Raw genomic sequence first — 17,654 nt, forward strand, 5'->3', positions numbered from 1 at the left:
CGGGAGCATCAGACTTGCAGCCCATGGAAACCAGACGCCGATAACACCCTCATATATCTACTTTTTAGATAACAGATTTCATCCGCTAGCGACGTCACAAAAGGTATGTGACGCGTGGCAAAAACAATCAGAAGCAAAGGGCAGGTGGCACTCTGCCAGGCGTTGGTCGACGCGCGCAAAAGCGCAGGCTTGGGCCAGGACGACTTGGCGGACAGGCTCAAGTGCCATCAATCTCTCGTGGCACGCATTGAGAGCGGCGAACGCCGGATCGACGTCGTCGAACTGGTCGTTCTGGCGCGCGCCATCGGCTTTGACCCCTTCGAGGTTTTGGCGATCGTCGAAGCCGCCACGGAGCCCGACCACCGGATTTGATCCATTTCATATTTCGAGAACACGGGAGCTGACTTCTCCCGTTGTGAATTCGTTACCGCGAGGACGAACAGTAACCGATTTTAACGAGGCCCGGCACACGGTTGCAGCAAACGCTTTGGATCTGAGCTGCTATCCGCAACGCCAAATTGCAGGAAGTCAGTAAACAGTGAACGAAAATGAGGTCGAAGGCGTCGCGATCGCCAATTTGATTGCAGCCGATGAAGAAACCATTGTCGGCTGGGTATATCGCTGGAACACAGGTGCTCTGGCAATCCGGTGGGACATCCATGGCCCGCAGCGTGTCTCAAAGATTTACCCGGATCTCTGCGATGCGGATAAAGCCGATATTGACTTCGCGTCACTCACGCAGCTGCCCTGTCGCAACGACTGACATGGTAGAATATGGCCTTTATGGCCCTCGATTGTGTGAGTGTGCCTGCGTTGCAGGTTTGATTTCGTACAAGGCTCTGCGCGACGTCGCGGCGCCTCAACAGTCAGTAATTGACCTGCTCGAAGCCGTAATTCCCGCTATAGTCACGCCACTCCACAAAGACGGATCTGTGATAAATGTTCGGGCAGTGCTCGCCCCACCGCTCGAGACCGGCATGCGCAGCAGGAAGCGCTGCGGGTGACGACGCCCTCCACGAAAAATCGCCCTGGATCCCATAGGTGCCGAGGACAACGGCGGCGCTGCGGTTGCAGTCGCCATCTCGCCCGGATTCGTGCTGGCGGGCATAACGAACGTCAAAGACGCGGATGGAACGCACGAAGTTGAATTCCGGCCCGCTGATATCGATGTCGGCGCGGTCTTCTACGAGCTGGAGGGCGTAATCAGCCCTTACGAAGTTGTCCCCAGCCGCGTTGGAGCCTTTAAGCCCAAGCATCCCGACTGCCTCGGCTGCCTGATCGAAGAGCGGGGCTGAAGAGTTTGGTGGGGTTCCTGAACCACCATATAGGGCATCGAAGATCCGGTCCGTGGGGCGCGACCTGGCAGGCCCATCGTAAGACGCACCCATGGGGCAGCGCCAAATCTGCAGCGGCGGCTCCACCGGCCAAGGTGTGATGCGCCGGATGAACTCGGCCCGCGCGCGTGCGCATGGCACGGAAGCCGGCCACCCACCGGACAAACACAGCAGGATGGCGCAATCGATCTGATAGGTTTGGGCGCGTGCTTGCGTCGGAACTGTTGGCCCGGTCAAGGCGAGAGCTAAAAAGGCCACCAGAGGGAGGTTTTTGAATTCGAAGCGCATGGCAAGGACCCTTGACGATCTTCACCCAGCATACATACGAAAATATACTATTGCAACATTGATGATGCGTGTTGCGGTTGCGGTGGTAGGCAAGATCGCGAGCCGACAGCCTCGCACTTCATCATCCGCCACCTTGCGCGCGGCGCCAGTCCCACGGCATGTCAAAGCGTCCGGACCAGATATTGCGCCGTGCGGATCTGGCTTCGGTCTCATCGCGGATGTAGTCGCGGCTGTATCGGCGATAAGCCAGGGCCCACCCTCCACGCACAAGCCAAGCGTTCAGATCGGTACCGTCTTGATGACAGACCGCAATGAAGCGGCCATAGCGGTCGGTATCGCGAACGGTGCAACTGACCTGCCTGCGGCCGATCCTGTCGGCGAGAGACAGTGCCGCTTGTTGTCCGCACCGCCAGCGCTGACCCTCGGCCGTGGCGCAAAGCTGTCGGCTTTCCGGGGCATCGATCCCATGCAACCGGATACGCTGTCCCCGGATTTCCAACGTGTCGCCGTCGATAACGCTGGCAACGCCGGTCAAGCGATCGGCATGGGCCTGCGGGGCGGCAACAAACGAGAACAGAAGGAGGGCGAGCAGCAAGCGCAAAGGGCAAACCAATAAGGGCAAACCAATCTTTTTGCGGAGGTGACGAGACATAAACGGATGATCCCGTAGGGAAGACCCAAGCCCTGTGAAGTCGCCCGTAGGCCACCGCATCATGTCACGGATGATTTGCGGGCGGGGCTGTGTAGGGCAAGGTTGCTATTCGCCGGGCTGGACGCCCAGTGCTTCTAGGGTTGCGCGATCGGCTGCGCCGGTGATGGGCAGGCCGCTTTGTTCTTGGAACGCCCGCATCGCATTGCGCGATCCATTGCCCCAGACGCCGTCTGGGGTGCCTGCGTTAAACCCGCCCGCGTTCAGGAGAGTTTGGATCGCACGGTAGTCGTCTGGCGAGAGATCTAGCGTTGACCATCCGCAGGCGCCTGCTACGGCTTCAATCGCATCTTCGATTCCGGCGAGATCAAATTCTGCATCGTAGCGTCGGCCATTGCCGTCCGTGAGCCGGATGAAAAAGCTCTCGGCATCATAAAGGCCGCGCAGGAACCCTTCCGAGCCAGAGCCAAAGAGCCCGGCACCCTTGTTATTGGTCAACTCGTTCCAGCGCGTCGATTGCGCAGGATTGCTGTCGATTCGGTAGGTGATGTCGAACGAATCCCGGCGTATGGCACTCATCAAGAAGTCGTCCTGGACGAATACCACAGACGTTTCGCCCTCACGGCATTGCGCAAGTAAAGCTGTAGGACCACCGAAGCTACGTGCGTCATAGGCAGAGTAGTTTATGGAGACCACCGACGGGCTGTCGTCGATTGCTGCACGCTCTTCATTGATCACCCACCAGCCCGAGATCCGGTCCCCTTCACTATGCGCTTGCTCGAAAGGCGTGAGGCTGTAGTCGATGTCCGGGTGGTCCGGGTCGGCCCAAGGCAGTGCGGTCTCAGCGACCCCTTCGCCTTGGCTCATGGCAGCGGGTGAAGTTGGGTCGGTTATGGGCGGCGCTGAATTTGTCACGGTCGGTGTCACCGGGAAGGCGATGCCGTAACGGGCCTGCAGATAGGCCATTTGCAGTTGAGCGAGCGTGAGCTTTTCGGTTTCCACACGGCTGAGGGCCACCGCCTGAATCAATCCCCCTGCCGAGGCCGCTTCTCGCTCCGCGGTCTCGACACGACCCTGTTGTGCGGCCATTTCTCCTAGAAGCAGCTCGGCGCGCTCCGGATCTGGCACTACCGCCGGTACGGTGACCTCGATCATCGCGCCAGAGGCTTCCGCCGCCTGTCTTGCCTCCACGACCGTGCGCAACAGAAGCAACGCTTCGCGACGGCTCTCGGCAAGGATACGGATCAATCCCCCATCATAACGGGAGATCGTCGCATCGACTTCGGAAATCTGGCTGTCGATCGCTGTAATTTCTGCGTCCAGCGGAGAGCTTTCTTGTGCGACAGCGCCTGCCGTCAGGCAGGTGCTGATCAACAAGGATGCGGTGAGCGTACGAAGTATCGTCATGCAAAAGCTCCTTTTCCCTTCCAGTGAGCGGTGCGGGAGGGTAATGCTGGGGCGAGCCCCCAAGTTTGTGATACGTCTAATAACGTGACGGGCTTGTCACGAATCGACTTCCTGACACTGCAAGCGTCATATGGTCTGGTTTGTGAGTCAATCTAAAAACTAGACGCGTGTAGCTTTGCGACATATAGATGAGGGCACTAAGTGACTCGCAAGAAGGGCAAGCAGCTGAACTGGGGTGTCGAACGTCGATATGAGTTCATCGAGTTTCGCCTGTTCTGGCAGGGGCGGATAAACCGAGGGGATTTGATGGACGCGTTCGGGGTTTCAACACAGCAGGCATCGCTGGACCTGAACGCCTATATCGATCAGGCCAAGCGGAACCTCGTCTATGACAAGAGCCTGCGCACCTACCTGCGCGGCAAACAGTTCAAGCCCAAATATCTCAAGCCGGATGCAGAGGAGTACTTCGCACAGCTGCGGGCCGTCGATCAAGGGCTGGTGAGCGCGGAGCAAAGCTGGATCAGCGTCTTCCCGGGCTTTGGAGCAACGCCGACACCTGCCCGAGGCGTGGCGCCTGAAACGCTGCGCGATGTTCTTGCGGCGATCCGTTTGCCGGCCGCCTTACAGGTGACCTATCAGTCGATGTCGCGCCCTGAGCCAAACGCGCGCTGGATCGAGCCCCATGCTCTTGCCTTTGACGGCTTCCGTTGGCATGCCCGCGCGTTTTGCCAGAATGACCAGGTTTTCAAGGATTTTCTGCTCTCTCGCATCGTGGAGGTCGGGGGCCAAGGGCCTGTTACGTCGGACCCTGGCTCCGATGGCGCTTGGCACACAGACGTCTTGCTCGAGATTGGGCCGCATCCGGACCTCTCCGACAACCAACGCCGCGCGATAGAGATGGATTACGGCATGGAGGCGGGCCGCGCGGAGATCGTGGTCCGCCGCGCGCTGTTGTTCTACGCGCTTAAGAGGCTGGGGCTTGATACCGACCCCGCCGCTCGAAAACCGCAGGACCAGCAGATCGTGCTGTTGAATCGAGACGAGGTCGTTGGATGACCATGGCAGCACGGAAAGCAGACTTCGGAGCAAACCATCAGCCCTACAAAATGTCCTTTACCTCTGGGGGGCTGTTTCTGAATGAGAGCGTGATCGTCGCCGAACTGCACGTAGCCGGTGAAGATTGGAAAGTAACGCTTTCACGCGCGCTCGAAGAGGGGGCGACGTCTTTGCCGAAGGCGGCTTCAAACCGGCGCACCCTCCGCGAAATCGTCAACCGCCTGATGACGCTGACCGAAGACGAAATCCGTTTTTTCGTCAGTGGGCCCGGTCGACAAGAACAACAACACCTACTGTGGATCGCCACATGTCGGGCTTACAGGTTCGTGCGTGAGTTCGCTGTTGAGGTCATTTGTGATCGGTATCTCGCCTATCAGCTGGACCTGCCGCTCGAGAGCTTCGACATATTCTTTGATGCCAAAGCCGATTGGAATGAGGGGTTGGCCTCGATCAGCGACAGCACCCGCAACAAGCTCCGGCAGATCCTGTTCCGCATGATGCGGGAAGCTGGCGTTATCTCTGGCGATAACCGGATCCAGTCGACTTATCTCTCGGCGCAGTTCCGGCAGATAATCGAGGCGACCGACCCCACCGATCTTGCGGTGTTCCCTGGCGTTGCGATCGAGGGAGGCTCATCATGATCCCGCAGTTGTCACGCAAGGAACGCGCCGAGCACCTCTACCGGGTCATCACCAGCGAACGGTTCCTGACCAAGCAAGGCCTCGGCAACGAAGTGCCATTTTTCATCTGCCCGTTCCCGGCGGAAGAAGGCGTCACAATGATCGAGGACCGGCGCGATCTGATCGAGCGGATCGCCCATGCGGGCGTGACGGCGCTCGACCTGAGCCTCTACGAAATCTCCCTTGGGCTTCTCGAGGAACGCGGCATCCTCGAAGACGTCCTTGCCGCAGAGCCTGAGATGGACAAGTCAGAGCTGCGCGAGCTTTTGCAGGGCGTTCTTGATGTCCATGAACACCTGATCCCAAAGATTGGTGCGGCTATCGCCGCTCAGCCGCATGACGTGATCTTTCTTTCCGGTGTGGGCGAAGTCTATCCGTATATCCGCTCACACAATGTGCTCAACAACCTCCAGAGCACCGCCAAAGACAAGCCAACAGTCCTGTTCTTTCCCGGCAGCTACACTCACTCCACAGCGACGGGGGGATCCCTCGATCTCTTCGGGTTGCTGCATGACGACAAATATTACCGTGCTTTTAACATTCTGAACTACGAGGTCTGACCGGATGACCACTGCTCTGAGAAACATTTTCGCCAAGCCTGTCGACCGCCCGATTGATGGCGTGATCAAGGCTGACGATGAAGCAAGCCTGCGCATCGAACTCGACGAGTATGTCATCACCGATGAAATTGGCAAACGCCTCGAGACCTTCCTTGATGCCTATAATAACTACGACACCGCCAATGGGGTCTGGATTTCTGGCTTCTTTGGCTCCGGTAAGTCGCACCTCTTGAAGATGCTGGCCCTTCTCATGGAAAACCGAGAAGTCGATGGCACGCGGGCTTTTGACATTTTCGAGGAGAAGCTAATCGATCAGCCCATGCTTTTGGGCGCTTTGCGCAAGGCGGTCTCCGTGCCCTCAAAGTCGATCCTTTTCAACATCGACCAGAAGGCGGATGTTATCTCCAAGACCGATGTGGATGCGCTGCTCTCAGTGTTCCAGAAGGTCTTTGACGAAGCCTGCGGCTACTACGGCAAGCTGCCCCATATCGCGCAGTTTGAGCGTGACCTCGATGATCGCGGCCAGCTGGCTGCGTTTAAGGATGCCTATGCGGCTGCTGCTGGCAAGCCTTGGGAGCGCGGCCGTGAACAGGCAGCGCTCGAGCGTAAAAACATTGCCACCGCCTTCGCATCCGTGACAGGTGGAGACCCAGCAGATGCGGCAGACATTCTGGGCCAGTATCGCGCTGACACCCGAGTTTCGATCGAGGACTTTGCCAACAAGGTGAAGGCTTGGATCGACAAGCAGGCGCCGAAGTTCCGGCTGAACTTTTTCGTGGACGAAGTAGGCCAGTACATCGCTGAAAACGTCAAATTGATGACGAACCTGCAAACCATCGCCGAAAGCCTTAATACGAAATGCAAAGGCCAGGCTTGGGTCATCGTGACCTCACAGCAGGACATGGAAGCTATCATCGGGGACGGAAAGGCGTTTCAGTCGCAGGACTTCTCGAAGATCATGGCGCGTTTTGGCGTGAAGATGCCTCTGAACTCTGCCGACGTGGCTGAGGTCATCCAGCGCCGCCTTCTGTCGAAGACCGACGAAGGCCAGGTGCGGCTCGGCAACCTGCACGACCGCGAGGAGAACAACCTCAAGACCTTGTTTGATTTTACGGATGGGTCGATCAAGCTGAAGAACTTTGACGGGCGCGCTCATTTTGTCTCGAGCTACCCGTTCCCCCCGTATCAATACATGCTGTTCCAGATGGCGATCACGTCGCTCTCGCAGCACAACGCCTTTGAGGGAAAACACAGCTCGGTCGGCGAACGCTCGATGCTGGGTGTGTTCCAGGAGGTCGCCAAGAAGATGGCAGACCAGCCCGTGGGCGGCCTTGCCACGTTCGATCTTATGTTCGAGGGCATCCGCACCGCTCTGAAGTCCGCCGTCCAACAGTCGATCCAGATTGCCGAGAAGGAAATCCAGGACATCGACCCTTTCGCAGTCCGGGTGCTGAAAGCGCTGTTCCTTGTCAAATACGTCAAGGAGTTCAAGCCAACGGTGCGCAACATCAGCGTCCTTTTGCTCTCTGAGTTCGATACTGATCAGATCAAACAACGCCGCAAGATTGAGGAAGCGCTGTCCTTCCTCGAACGAAACACGCTTATCCAGCGCAATGGCGAGGTCTACGAGTTCCTGACAAACGAGGAAAAGGATGTCGAGGCCGAGATCAAGGCGCTCGATGTCGACCCGTCCGAACTGTCGAAGGAAATGGAGACGCTGGCATTCGACACGATCTTGCGCCATCGCAAGATCAAGCATCTGACCACCGGCAATGAATACAGCTTCAGCCGCAAACTGGACGATCACCTCTTGGGCCGGGAGCATGAGCTCTCGATTAATCTGATTAGCCCTTTCAACGACGATGTCGCCTCGCCCGAGGCTGTGCGAATGCGGAATGTGAGCCGCGAGGAACTAGCGGTCGTGTTGCAAGCTGATGTGCGGTTCATTCGTGATCTGACGCTCTTCAAGCAGACCGACAAGTTCATCCGGCAAGCCCGAGCAGGCTCGGAGCAGCCGGGGCGCGACCGCATTGTCGCGGAGAAAGGGGATCAGAACAGCCGGCGCTACAAGGACCTCGAACTGCGCTTGCGCAAGCTCATGGCAGAGGCGCGGATGTTCGTGCGCGGCGATGAGCTTGATATCGGCGGCGAAGAGCCACAAGAGCGGATCGTGAAAGGCTTCCAGGGCCTTGTCGACAAAGTCTATGTCAACCTCCCGATGTTGCGGGGGGTGACCTATTCCGAGGCCGACATTCTCAAGGCCGCAACGCCTGAAAGCGGGCTCTTTGGCGACAACGGCGAAGGTTTGACCGAGGCCGAGCAGGACGTGTTGAACTACGTCCAGTCTCAGGCCCGGATCGGCGTGAAGGTCTCCGTCAAGTACCTTACAGAACGGTTTGGTGGTAAACCTTATGGGTGGCCTGTCACCGCAGTTCTATGCCTCGCCGCAAGCCTATCCGCTAAAGGGAAGCTCGAAACTCGCTCGGACAGCATGGTGCTTGAGCGCGCCGAACTCGCGAAGGCGCTCAATAACAGCCATGCCTTGGCCAATGTCCTCCTTACTCCGCAGACCGAGTTCACCTCCGCCCAAATTCGGAAGGCGAAGGAGCTCTACAAAGAGCTGTTTGATCTCCCCACGGACGGCACCGACGCCCGCACGATTGGGGCGGAATGGCTGGAAAGCACTCGGACACTGTCGGAAGAACTGGGAAAGCTGCTGGCCCAGAAAGCCCAGTATCCGTTTGTCGTGGCGCTTGAGCCGTTGGCGGCGAAAATCTCGGCTATGGTGGGCAAACCCGCCACTTGGTACATAACTGAACCTGCGGCGCAGGAAGACGACTTGCTCGACGCCAAGGAAGACGTGCTCGACAAGGTCCGCAGTTTCATGGGCGGCGCACAGCGCGAGATCTATGACGATGCGCGCGATTTTCTGCGCGATCAGGAAGCGAATATTTCCTACGTCGATGCTGTTGCGGGCGAGGCCTTGGCCCGCACGCTGGCAGATCCTGCCTGTTACAGGGGCACGGCCATTCAATCCCTCAAGACGGAACTTTACGGACTGAAAGACCGCGTGGAATTGACCGTGCTCGAGGAGCGCAAGGCCGTGATCACGGCCATCGATGAGTGTTCGGCCAAAGTTGCGCAGACGCCAGAGTTCCAGGCACTCTCAGCAGATGACCAAGCGCACATCAAGCGTAACATCGACAGCCACAAAGCCGGGCTCGACAGCGTCAAGATGATCCCGATCCTGCGCGACAGGGCAAACGGTGCGAAGCTCGATCTGCTGCCGCGCATTCTGGCGGAGGTCGAACGGCTCAGCCGACCGGCCACGCAGCCGCAGCCCAAACCCGGTATGAATGAGCCCCCGCCGGCCGCTCCGCAGCCAACTTACGTTAACGCTACGGAAATCAAGGTCGGCTTCGCCAAGCCCTACCTGACCGAAGAGGCGGACGTCGAACAATATGTCGACGCTATGAAGAAGACCCTGCTGGAGCAGATCCGCGCGGGCAAGAAGGTGATCGTCTAATGGACACGAACGCGCTCAAGAAATTTGCCCAGGCGGCTCGGAACCTGCTGATCGATCAGGTCACCTCCAAGCTCGACCTCGTGCTCGATCCAGCCGCCCCGGTGCAGCGCGAGCATCCCACGGCGATGAAGGCGCTGAATGCCGCCATCTCGTGGGACGGCAAGCGGCAAGTGATCGAACAGGTCGCCTATACTTGGTTCAACCGTTTCACCGCTCTGCGCTTCATGGATGTGAACGGCTACACGACCGTGGGCGTTGTGTCGCCAACCGGGGATCAGACGCGGCCGGAACTTCTGGCCGAGGCGATGGCAGGCAACCTGCCCGAGGGCGCGCCGGGCAGCATCGCGGCGCTGCTTGATGGCCGCACCCCGTCGTCTGACCCGCAGGCCGAGGCCTATCGCCAGCTGCTGGTCCATACCTGCAACCAGTGGCACGGGCCTATGCCCTTCCTGTTCGAGGAAATCGACGACTACACCGAACTTCTGATGCCCGAGGATCTGCTATCGCAATCCTCGATCCTTGCCGAGCTGCGCAAAGTCATGACCGAGGATGCCTGTCAGGACGTCGAGATCATCGGCTGGCTCTACCAGTTCTACATCTCGGAGAAGAAGGATCAGGTCTTCGCGGGCCTCAAGAAGAACCAGAAGATCACAGCCGAGAACATCCCGGCGGCGACGCAGCTCTTCACCCCGCACTGGATCGTCCGCTATTTGGTCGAGAACTCTCTGGGGCGGCTCTGGCTGCTGAACCGGCCGGGCAGCCGCCTGGCCGAGCGGATGGACTATTACATCGCGCCGGAAGAGCCCGAGACGGACTTCCTGCGCATCACCCGCCCCGAAGACATCCGCATCTGCGATCCTGCCGCCGGGTCGGGGCACATGCTGACCTATGCCTTTGACCTGCTCTACGCCATCTACGAGGAAGAGGGCTATGACGCGACAGAGATCCCCGCGCTGATCCTGACGCACAACCTGACGGGGGTGGAGATCGACGACCGTGCGGGCGCGCTGGCCGCCTTTGCGCTGGCGATGAAGGCGGCGGCGCGGCTGGGGCGGCGGCGGTTCCTGCGGATGGCGGCCAAGCCCGACATTTGCGTGTTGCAGAACGTGGCCTTTACAGATGCCGAGATGCAGGACGTGGCCGCTCTTGTGGGCAAGGATCTGTTTACGGACGAGCTGCGCGAGACGCTGGGTCAGTTCGAGCAGGCCAAGAACTTCGGCTCGCTGATCGTGCCGAAACTGCGCGATCCGGCAGAGACGCTGCGGGTGGTCGCGGCGCGGGATTTCGGCGGCGACCTGCTGCTGAAAGAGGTGCAGGAGCGCGTCATCACTGTGCTTCGCATGGCTGAGGCGCTGTCGTCTAGGTATCACGCGGTTGTAGCCAACCCGCCCTATATGGGCGGGAAGAACATGAACCCGGGCCTGAAAGGTTGGCTGAAGGGAACATTCAAATCAGCAAAATCGGATCTGATGACTTGCTTCATGGACCGATGCCATCAACTCAACCGTCCGGCTGGTTATTGGTCCATGATAAATTTACCTTCGTGGATGTTTATCGGTTCATATGCTGATCTGAGAACTGACTTGCTGAGCAGTCAGACTCTCACGAGCCTTCTTCACGTTGGAAGAGGACTTTTTGGTCCTGACTTCGGAACAGTTGCGTTTTGTATGCAAAGTAGCGCTCCGACGGAGAGCACGTTAGGAGTTTATCGGAAGCTTTTTGAAAGCAAGGTAAGCGTCCGTCCACCTAGCGAGATCGAGCGCCTGTATCTCGATAAATCATATAACAGATTTTCCGCCAAACAGACTGACATGCTCAAGGTTCCGGGAACTCCAATAGCCTATTGGCTTTCGGATGAATTTCGCAAGAGCTTTACTTCTAATGTTTCGTTCAAGTCTCAGTTTGAATGCAAGCAAGGCATTGCAACTGGCGATAACGATAGATTTCTTCGGTTCTGGCACGAAGTTGGTTTCAACGATTTCGACCGCTCCCAGTTTGATCCTGATGGCTTCAATTCAGACCGAACATGGTTTCCCTACAGTAAGGGCGGCGAAGAGCGGAAATGGTTCGGGAACAATGAACTCGCAATCTTATGGAAAGATGACGGTAGGCATCTGAAAGATCTACGGGACGACAAAGGCAACCGGCTTGCCACTCTCAAGAACCTGTCTTATTTTTTCCGGCCTGCGATTACATGGAGTTTGACGTCGACAAGCGGAATGCTCTGCGCGAGGTATCGCCCGAACGGTTTTGTTTTTGATACAAACGGGATGTCAGGTTTTTCCACCACGCCACTGTATGACGAAAAATTCGGGATTGCGCTTCTAAACTCGAACTTCTCCCGCGAAGCCCTTTCCGTCCTGAACCCAACTTTCGCGTTTCAAAGCGGCGATATTGACCGGGTTCCTTTGCCGGGCAACATCTCGGAACTGCGAGACGCACCGCCGACAGAAACGCTTATCGACTTGGCGAAGTCCGACTGGGACGCCTACGAAACTTCTTGGGATTTCACCACGCTCCCGCTGCTCTCGCCCGATCATCGCGGGGATACGCTCGAGGACAGCTACGCCACCCTTCGCGCCCATTGGCAGGGCATGACGGACGAGACGCAGCGGCTGGAGGAAGAGAACAACCGCATCTTCATCGACGCCTATGGCCTGCAAGACGAGCTGAGCCCCGAGGTGCCGCTGAACGAAATCACCCTCACCTGCAACCCCGCCTATCGCTATGGCATCAAGAACGACGCGGCGGCGAACGAGACCCGCCTGCGCGCCGACACCATGGCCGAGTTCCTCAGCTATGCCGTAGGCTGCATGTTCGGCCGCTACAGCCTCGACGCGCCGGGCCTGATCCTCGCCAACCAGGGCGAGCGGTTGGAGGACTACCTCGCCCGCATCCCGGAGCCGACCTTTACGCCCGACGCTGACAACGTGATCCCTGTGCTCGACGAAAACTGGTTCGCCGATGACATCACCGAACGCTTCCGCCTGTTCCTGCGAGTGACCTTTGGCGAGGCGCATTTCCGCGAGAACTTGCGGTATATCGAGGATGCCCTTGGCAAGGACATCCGCAAGTATTTCACCAAGGATTTCTACGCCGACCACGTGAAGCGCTACAAAAAGCGCCCGATTTACTGGATGTTCTCAAGTCCCAAGGGCACGTTCAACGCGCTGATCTACATGCACCGCTATCGGGGCGACACAGTGTCGGTGCTGCTCAACGACTACCTGCGCGAGTTCATCAGCAAGCTTGAGGGTGAACGCGGGCGGCTGGAAAAGCTATCGGATGACCCCAGTGCCAGCCAGGGCCAGCGCACAAAGGCGCTGAAAGACATGGCCGTGATCGCCAAACAGATCGACGAGCTAAACGAGTGGGAGCGCGATGTTGTCTTCCCTCTGGCGCAGGCAAAGATCGAGATCGACCTCGATGACGGTGTGAAGGCCAACTATCCGAAATTCGGCGCGGCGCTTAAGAAGATCCCCGGACTAGAGGCCAAGGATGACTGACCGGATCACCGCCAGCCTACGACGCCTCTTCGACGAGCATCGCATCGTCTTCTGGTATGACGCCGCGCGCGACATGCGGGGAGAGTTCGATGCGCTCGATCTGGCGGGCGTGACCAAGGTGGAGATCACCAACAACCAGTTCGGGCTGAAATACCGTGTGCTGCGGCAGGAGCCGAAGGCGAAGTTTCTGGTGTTCCATGACGGGCCAGAGCCTGGGAACGCGGCGAACTGGCTGCTGGACCTGCAGTTGGCTACCGCAGTGTTCAAGGCGGATCAGGCGGCGAGCTGGCTGGGTGAGCTGGGCCTGCCGCCGCAGTTTGAGAACGTCGTGCGCGACCATATGGAGTTCTACCGCTCAAAAGCGCGGGTGGCTGAACTGAAACGGCTTTTGAATGCCGCCGATACCCAATCGCAGGTTCGGCTGCGAATGCTTGCCGTCTGTGCTGGCGCCGAAGGTGGGCTTGATACTGTGGTCGAAGCGCTGTTGGGCGAGCTGGCTGAAGGTCGCGATGATGCAATGCGGCTCATCGAGCGTTCGGGCCTGATGGAGGTGTTCTGGAAGCAGGTCGGAAATGCCTATGGTTATCAGCCGGACGAGCCCGACTTCGAGGACTTTGCGATCGCGCTTTTCCAGTCGGCGTATCTGCGGGCGCTCGGCGAAGATGGCAAGCTGAACGCCGAGGCCCTGCTGGTCTTCCGCCGCTGGAAGAACAACCGCCACTGGGAAGAAGCTTTCGAGACGCTGGCGGCACGCTATCAGGGCCTGCTGAAGATCCCGGAAGATCTGTCCAAGCGCGATTTCCGGTCGGTAATGGCGGTCGACCATTTCGAGGAAATCGATCGCCACGTCATCCGACAGCTTGTTCATGCGATGTCGACCCAGACTGTGAGCGCGTCCGAGGTGCTGAAATGGGTCCGCGAGCGCCGGCAGAGCCATTGGTATAGTGCCTACGAGGATATCTATCAGGCGATCGGCTTTGCGACTGAATTCCAACAGGCGCTGGCCGAGGCAAATCTGGGGATGACGAGCCCTGCCGAGGGGGTGAAGCGGTATGTCAGCAGCTGGTACAAGCTCGACCAGCTCTATCGCAAATTCATCTACCACATGCAGCGCAGCGGCCATGCCTCACTACTCTCGGAACTCTACGATGCGGTCGAGAACAGATACACCAATAGCTACCTCTTGAAGCTGAACGATGCCTGGCAGGATCAGGTCGCAGGGCTGACCGATTGGACCATTGCCGGATACCCACGCCAAAGCGCCTTCTATTTCGAGCAGGCCGCAGAGTTCCGCCGCAAGGACCAGAAGGTTGCGGTCATCATTTCGGATGCTTTGCGCTTTGAGGTGGCCGAGGAATGCCTGCGCCGCATACGGGCGCTGAACCGGTTTGACGCAGAGCTGAAACCCATGATCAGCGCGCTTCCGAGCTATACACAGCTCGGGATGGCAGCACTTTTGCCAAACCGGGGCCTGTCATTTGCGGCCGATGGGCAGGGTTCTGTCTTGTCTGATGGGGAAAGCACTCAAGGCCTCGCTGCGCGCGAAAAGCTTCTGGCAACCGGGCGCGCAGGGGATCGTACCAAGGCCCTCCTGGCGCACGACGTCCTGGATATGCGTGTCGATGAGGGCAAAGAGCTCTTCCGCGACAACGACGTGGTCTACATCTATCACAACCTGATCGACGCGATCGGGGACAAGCTCCAGACCGAGGATCAGCTGCCCAAGGCTGCCGAAGACGCGATCGAAGAGCTGACTAAACTCGTTCGAAAGCTGACCTCGGCAAACTTTTCGAATATCCTAATCACGGCGGATCACGGCTTCCTCTACCAGCACCGAGCGCTTGACGAGAGCGACTTCGCAGTTGCCGATCCCAAAGGCGACGAAATCCTGATGCGGAACCGTCGGTTCGTCGTCGGTCGTGGCCTTCATGAGACCGCAGGCATGAAGAAATTCTCCTCGGTCAACCTGGGCCTCACTGGCGACCTCGATGTCCTGATCCCGAACTCTATCAACCGTCTTCGGGTCAAAGGCGCGGGAAGTCGGTTTGTCCATGGTGGCGCGTCGCTGCAGGAAATCGTCATCCCTGTCATTCGTGTCGGCAAACAGCGCGAGGCGGATGTGAACCAGGTTGAGGTGCAGATCATTGTGTCCGGTCGCAGCCAGATCACGTCTGGGCAAACGGCGGTGATCTTCTACCAGGCGCAACCGGTGTCCGAGAAGATGCAGGCGCGCGAATTGGTGGCGGGGATCTATGCCGCCGATGACACACTGATTTCAGACGAGCATGTCCTACAGTTCGATTTCACATCCGAGAACGCGCGTGAGCGCGAAATGCCCCGGAAGTTCCTGCTGTCGCGGGAGGCGGACAAATTCAACAACCAAGACGTATTCCTGAAATTGCGCGAGCGGGTTGGCAAGACAAGCCACTATCAGGACTACACAAGCCATCGCTTCCAGTTGAAACGTGGCATCACAACAGATTTTGACTTTTGAGGAGCGGGCCCATGAGTGATCTCGACGCTAGGATCAATGAACATTTCGCGGGCTTTGTCGTGCGCAAGGACTTGGTCAAGGCGGTCAAGGGAAACGCCATTGTTCCAACCTATGTGCTCGAGTACCTCCTCGGCCAGTATTGCGCCACAGACGACGAGGCGTCGATCGCGACTGGCATCGAGACCGTCAAAGAAATCCTGCGCAAGCATTATGTCCACCGCAGCGAAGCGGGGCTTATCCAGTCAACGATCAAGGAAAAGGGGCGTTACAAGGTCATCGACCAGATCAGCGTGTCGTTGAATGAGAAGACCGACAGCTACGAGGCTACCTTCGACAACCTCGGCATTAAGAAGGTCGCGGTCGATAGCGGCACGATCAAGGCGCACCCCAAGCTTCTTGTGACGGGCGTCTGGTGCATCGCGGATGTGCAATACGAGTTTTCCGAGGATGCCCGCATCTCGCCCTGGATCCTCGAAACCATCAAGCCCATTCAGATCGCCAAGGTCGACTATGAGAGTTACCGCGCAGCGCGTGAGAATTTCGGCACTGACGATTGGATCGACCTGCTGATGCAGAGTATCGGCTTCAACCCGGAAGCCTTTGGGCGTCGTGCCAAGCTGTTGCAGCTCATGCGCCTGATTCCCTTCGTGGAGCGTAACTACAACATCATCGAGCTTGGGCCCAAAGGGACGGGCAAGTCGCACATCTACTCCGAGTTCTCCCCGCATGGCCAGCTGATCTCTGGCGGTGAGGTATCGATCCCGAAACTCTTCGTGAACAACTCGAACGGCCGCATTGGCCTTGTAGGCTACTGGGACGTCGTGGCCTTCGATGAGTTTGCCGGTCGTGAAAAGACCGCGAACAAGGCTCTCGTCGACATCATGAAAAACTACATGGCCAACAAAACCTTCTCCAGGGGCGTGAACCCCATGGGGGCGGAGGCCAGTTTCGCCTTCGTCGGCAACACCGACCACAATGTGCCTTTCATGCTAAAAAACAGCGACCTCTTTGAGGCACTGCCACCCCAGTTCCATGACTCGGCCTTCATCGACCGCCTGCATGCCTACTTGCCCGGCTGGGAAATCGACGTTATCCGCGGCGAGATGTTCACCAAGGGTTACGGCTTCATCGTTGACTATCTTGCCGAAATCTTGCGTCACCTACGCCAGGAGGATTTCTCGCACCGGCCGGACCAGCACTTCAAAATCAGCGAGAAGATTTCCACGCGGGACCGGGATGCGATCTACAAGACGATGTCGGGCCTTCTAAAGCTGATCTTCCCGAATGGCGGGGAGACGGCGGAAGATGTCGAAGAGCTGCTGCGCCTAGCCATGGAAAGCCGCAAGCGGGTCAAAGACCAGTTGGCGCGCATCGACAGTACCTATCCCGAGGTCGATTTCCACTATCTCGGAACCGACGGCACCAAGCGGCGAGTGACGACGGTCGAGGAAGAAGAATACCCACAGTTCTACCATCTCAAGCCAGCGCTGGACCCCAAAGAACAGGAACAGACCGACACGCCGGCTGATGGTGGCGATGTCGCTTCGGACGTTGGTGCAACGGGATCAGCTTCCGGCACGTTGGCGGAGCCCGCTCTTGCGGCCAAGACAGACGTAAAACCTGCTCTGGAAGAAGGGCATCAGGTCTTCACTGAGGATCGGAAGGGGATCAGTTACGATCGCCTCTTTGGCCCATACATTGCGGGCGCATCCAAGATCATCGTGACGGACCCCTATGTGCGGTTCTTCTACCAGATCCGAAACATGATGGAGTTCGTCGAAATGGTCATTCGGCGTAAGTCGCCCGAGGACCAGATCAGTGTTCATCTCGTAACCGGTCCTGATGACGGTAACGTCGCGAAACAACGTGAATTGCTGGATTCAATCACAGATGCCTGCGTCGGTTCAGGCGTTGAGTTCACCTGGGCGTTTGATGGTACAGGCACCGCGCATGCCCGCGATATCGTCACCGACACCGGCTGGAAAATCGTGCTGGATCGTGGCCTCGATATTTTCCAAGCACCCATCAGAAAGGATGGGTTTTCACTTGGAGACCGTTTGCAAGAGCACCGAATTATCAAGGGTTTCTACGTGACCTATGTGCGAAATGGTGAGGGATAAGGCGTATGTTTCGCATTGATAAAGATGACAACTC

General features: G+C 58.0%; 12 protein-coding genes. 9 read left to right on the top strand and 3 right to left on the bottom strand.

What is annotated here, in order from left to right; genetic code table 11:
* The first annotated feature begins 114 nt into the window (after positions 1-114).
* Together PAF18_RS16755 and PAF18_RS16760 are read left to right on the top strand one after the other, a co-directional pair.
* Positions 115-372 carry a helix-turn-helix domain-containing protein gene (locus tag PAF18_RS16755; protein ID WP_159965062.1) on the top strand — a complete coding sequence of 86 codons (258 nt, stop codon included), beginning with the start codon at positions 115-117 and terminating at the stop codon, positions 370-372.
* Positions 373-538: 166 nt separating this feature from the next.
* A complete protein-coding gene (locus PAF18_RS16760) occupies positions 539-763 on the top strand; it encodes a hypothetical protein (protein WP_271118250.1) in 225 nt (74 codons plus the stop codon).
* A 103-nt stretch (positions 764-866) separates the two neighbouring features.
* On the opposite strand, the gene PAF18_RS16765 is transcribed toward PAF18_RS16760, so the two are convergent.
* The 3 genes from PAF18_RS16765 to PAF18_RS16775 all read right to left on the bottom strand — a co-directional run bounded on the left by PAF18_RS16765 (position 867) and on the right by PAF18_RS16775 (position 3,678).
* A complete protein-coding gene (locus PAF18_RS16765) occupies positions 867-1,622 on the bottom strand; it encodes a hypothetical protein (protein WP_271118251.1) in 756 nt (251 codons plus the stop codon).
* A 121-nt stretch (positions 1,623-1,743) separates the two neighbouring features.
* Positions 1,744-2,217, bottom strand: coding sequence for a thermonuclease family protein (locus PAF18_RS16770; protein ID WP_271118252.1), 474 nt, complete (start codon positions 2,215-2,217; stop codon positions 1,744-1,746).
* A 162-nt stretch (positions 2,218-2,379) separates the two neighbouring features.
* Positions 2,380-3,678: a peptidoglycan-binding domain-containing protein gene (locus PAF18_RS16775; RefSeq protein ID WP_271118253.1), complete on the bottom strand. Its 1,299-nt coding sequence runs from the start codon at positions 3,676-3,678 to the stop codon at positions 2,380-2,382.
* Positions 3,679-3,879: 201 nt separating this feature from the next.
* On the opposite strand from PAF18_RS16775, the gene PAF18_RS16780 reads away from it, so the two are divergent.
* Genes PAF18_RS16780 through brxL form a run of 7 tightly spaced genes read left to right on the top strand, consistent with a single transcriptional unit; the run spans position 3,880 to position 17,620 of the window.
* Positions 3,880-4,734 (top strand): BrxR family helix-turn-helix transcriptional regulator, encoded by an 855-nt coding sequence (locus PAF18_RS16780; protein ID WP_271118254.1) that lies wholly within the window; start codon positions 3,880-3,882, stop codon positions 4,732-4,734.
* A complete protein-coding gene (locus PAF18_RS16785; protein WP_271118255.1) occupies positions 4,731-5,375 on the top strand; it encodes a DUF1819 family protein in 645 nt (214 codons plus the stop codon). Before PAF18_RS16780 ends, PAF18_RS16785 begins: the two co-directional genes overlap by 4 nt.
* Positions 5,372-5,974: a DUF1788 domain-containing protein gene (locus PAF18_RS16790; protein WP_132464600.1), complete on the top strand. Its 603-nt coding sequence runs from the start codon at positions 5,372-5,374 to the stop codon at positions 5,972-5,974. Before PAF18_RS16785 ends, PAF18_RS16790 begins: the two co-directional genes overlap by 4 nt.
* A 4-nt stretch (positions 5,975-5,978) precedes the next feature.
* Entirely contained in the window at positions 5,979-9,500 is a 3,522-nt protein-coding gene (gene brxC, locus PAF18_RS16795; RefSeq protein WP_271118256.1) for a BREX system P-loop protein BrxC, read from the top strand.
* Entirely contained in the window at positions 9,500-13,006 is a 3,507-nt protein-coding gene (gene pglX / locus PAF18_RS16800) for a BREX-1 system adenine-specific DNA-methyltransferase PglX (RefSeq protein ID WP_271118257.1), read from the top strand. Before brxC ends, pglX begins: the two co-directional genes overlap by 1 nt.
* Positions 12,999-15,500 (top strand): BREX-1 system phosphatase PglZ type A, encoded by a 2,502-nt coding sequence (gene pglZ / locus PAF18_RS16805; RefSeq protein ID WP_271118258.1) that lies wholly within the window; start codon positions 12,999-13,001, stop codon positions 15,498-15,500. Before pglX ends, pglZ begins: the two co-directional genes overlap by 8 nt.
* Before the next feature lie 11 nt (positions 15,501-15,511).
* Positions 15,512-17,620 carry a BREX system Lon protease-like protein BrxL gene (gene brxL, locus PAF18_RS16810; RefSeq protein ID WP_271118259.1) on the top strand — a complete coding sequence of 703 codons (2,109 nt, stop codon included), beginning with the start codon at positions 15,512-15,514 and terminating at the stop codon, positions 17,618-17,620.
* Positions 17,621-17,654: the final 34 nt, after the last annotated feature.

This window comes from Paracoccus sediminicola (assembly GCF_027912835.1).
GTDB classification, from domain to species: Bacteria; Pseudomonadota; Alphaproteobacteria; order Rhodobacterales; family Rhodobacteraceae; genus Paracoccus; species Paracoccus sediminicola.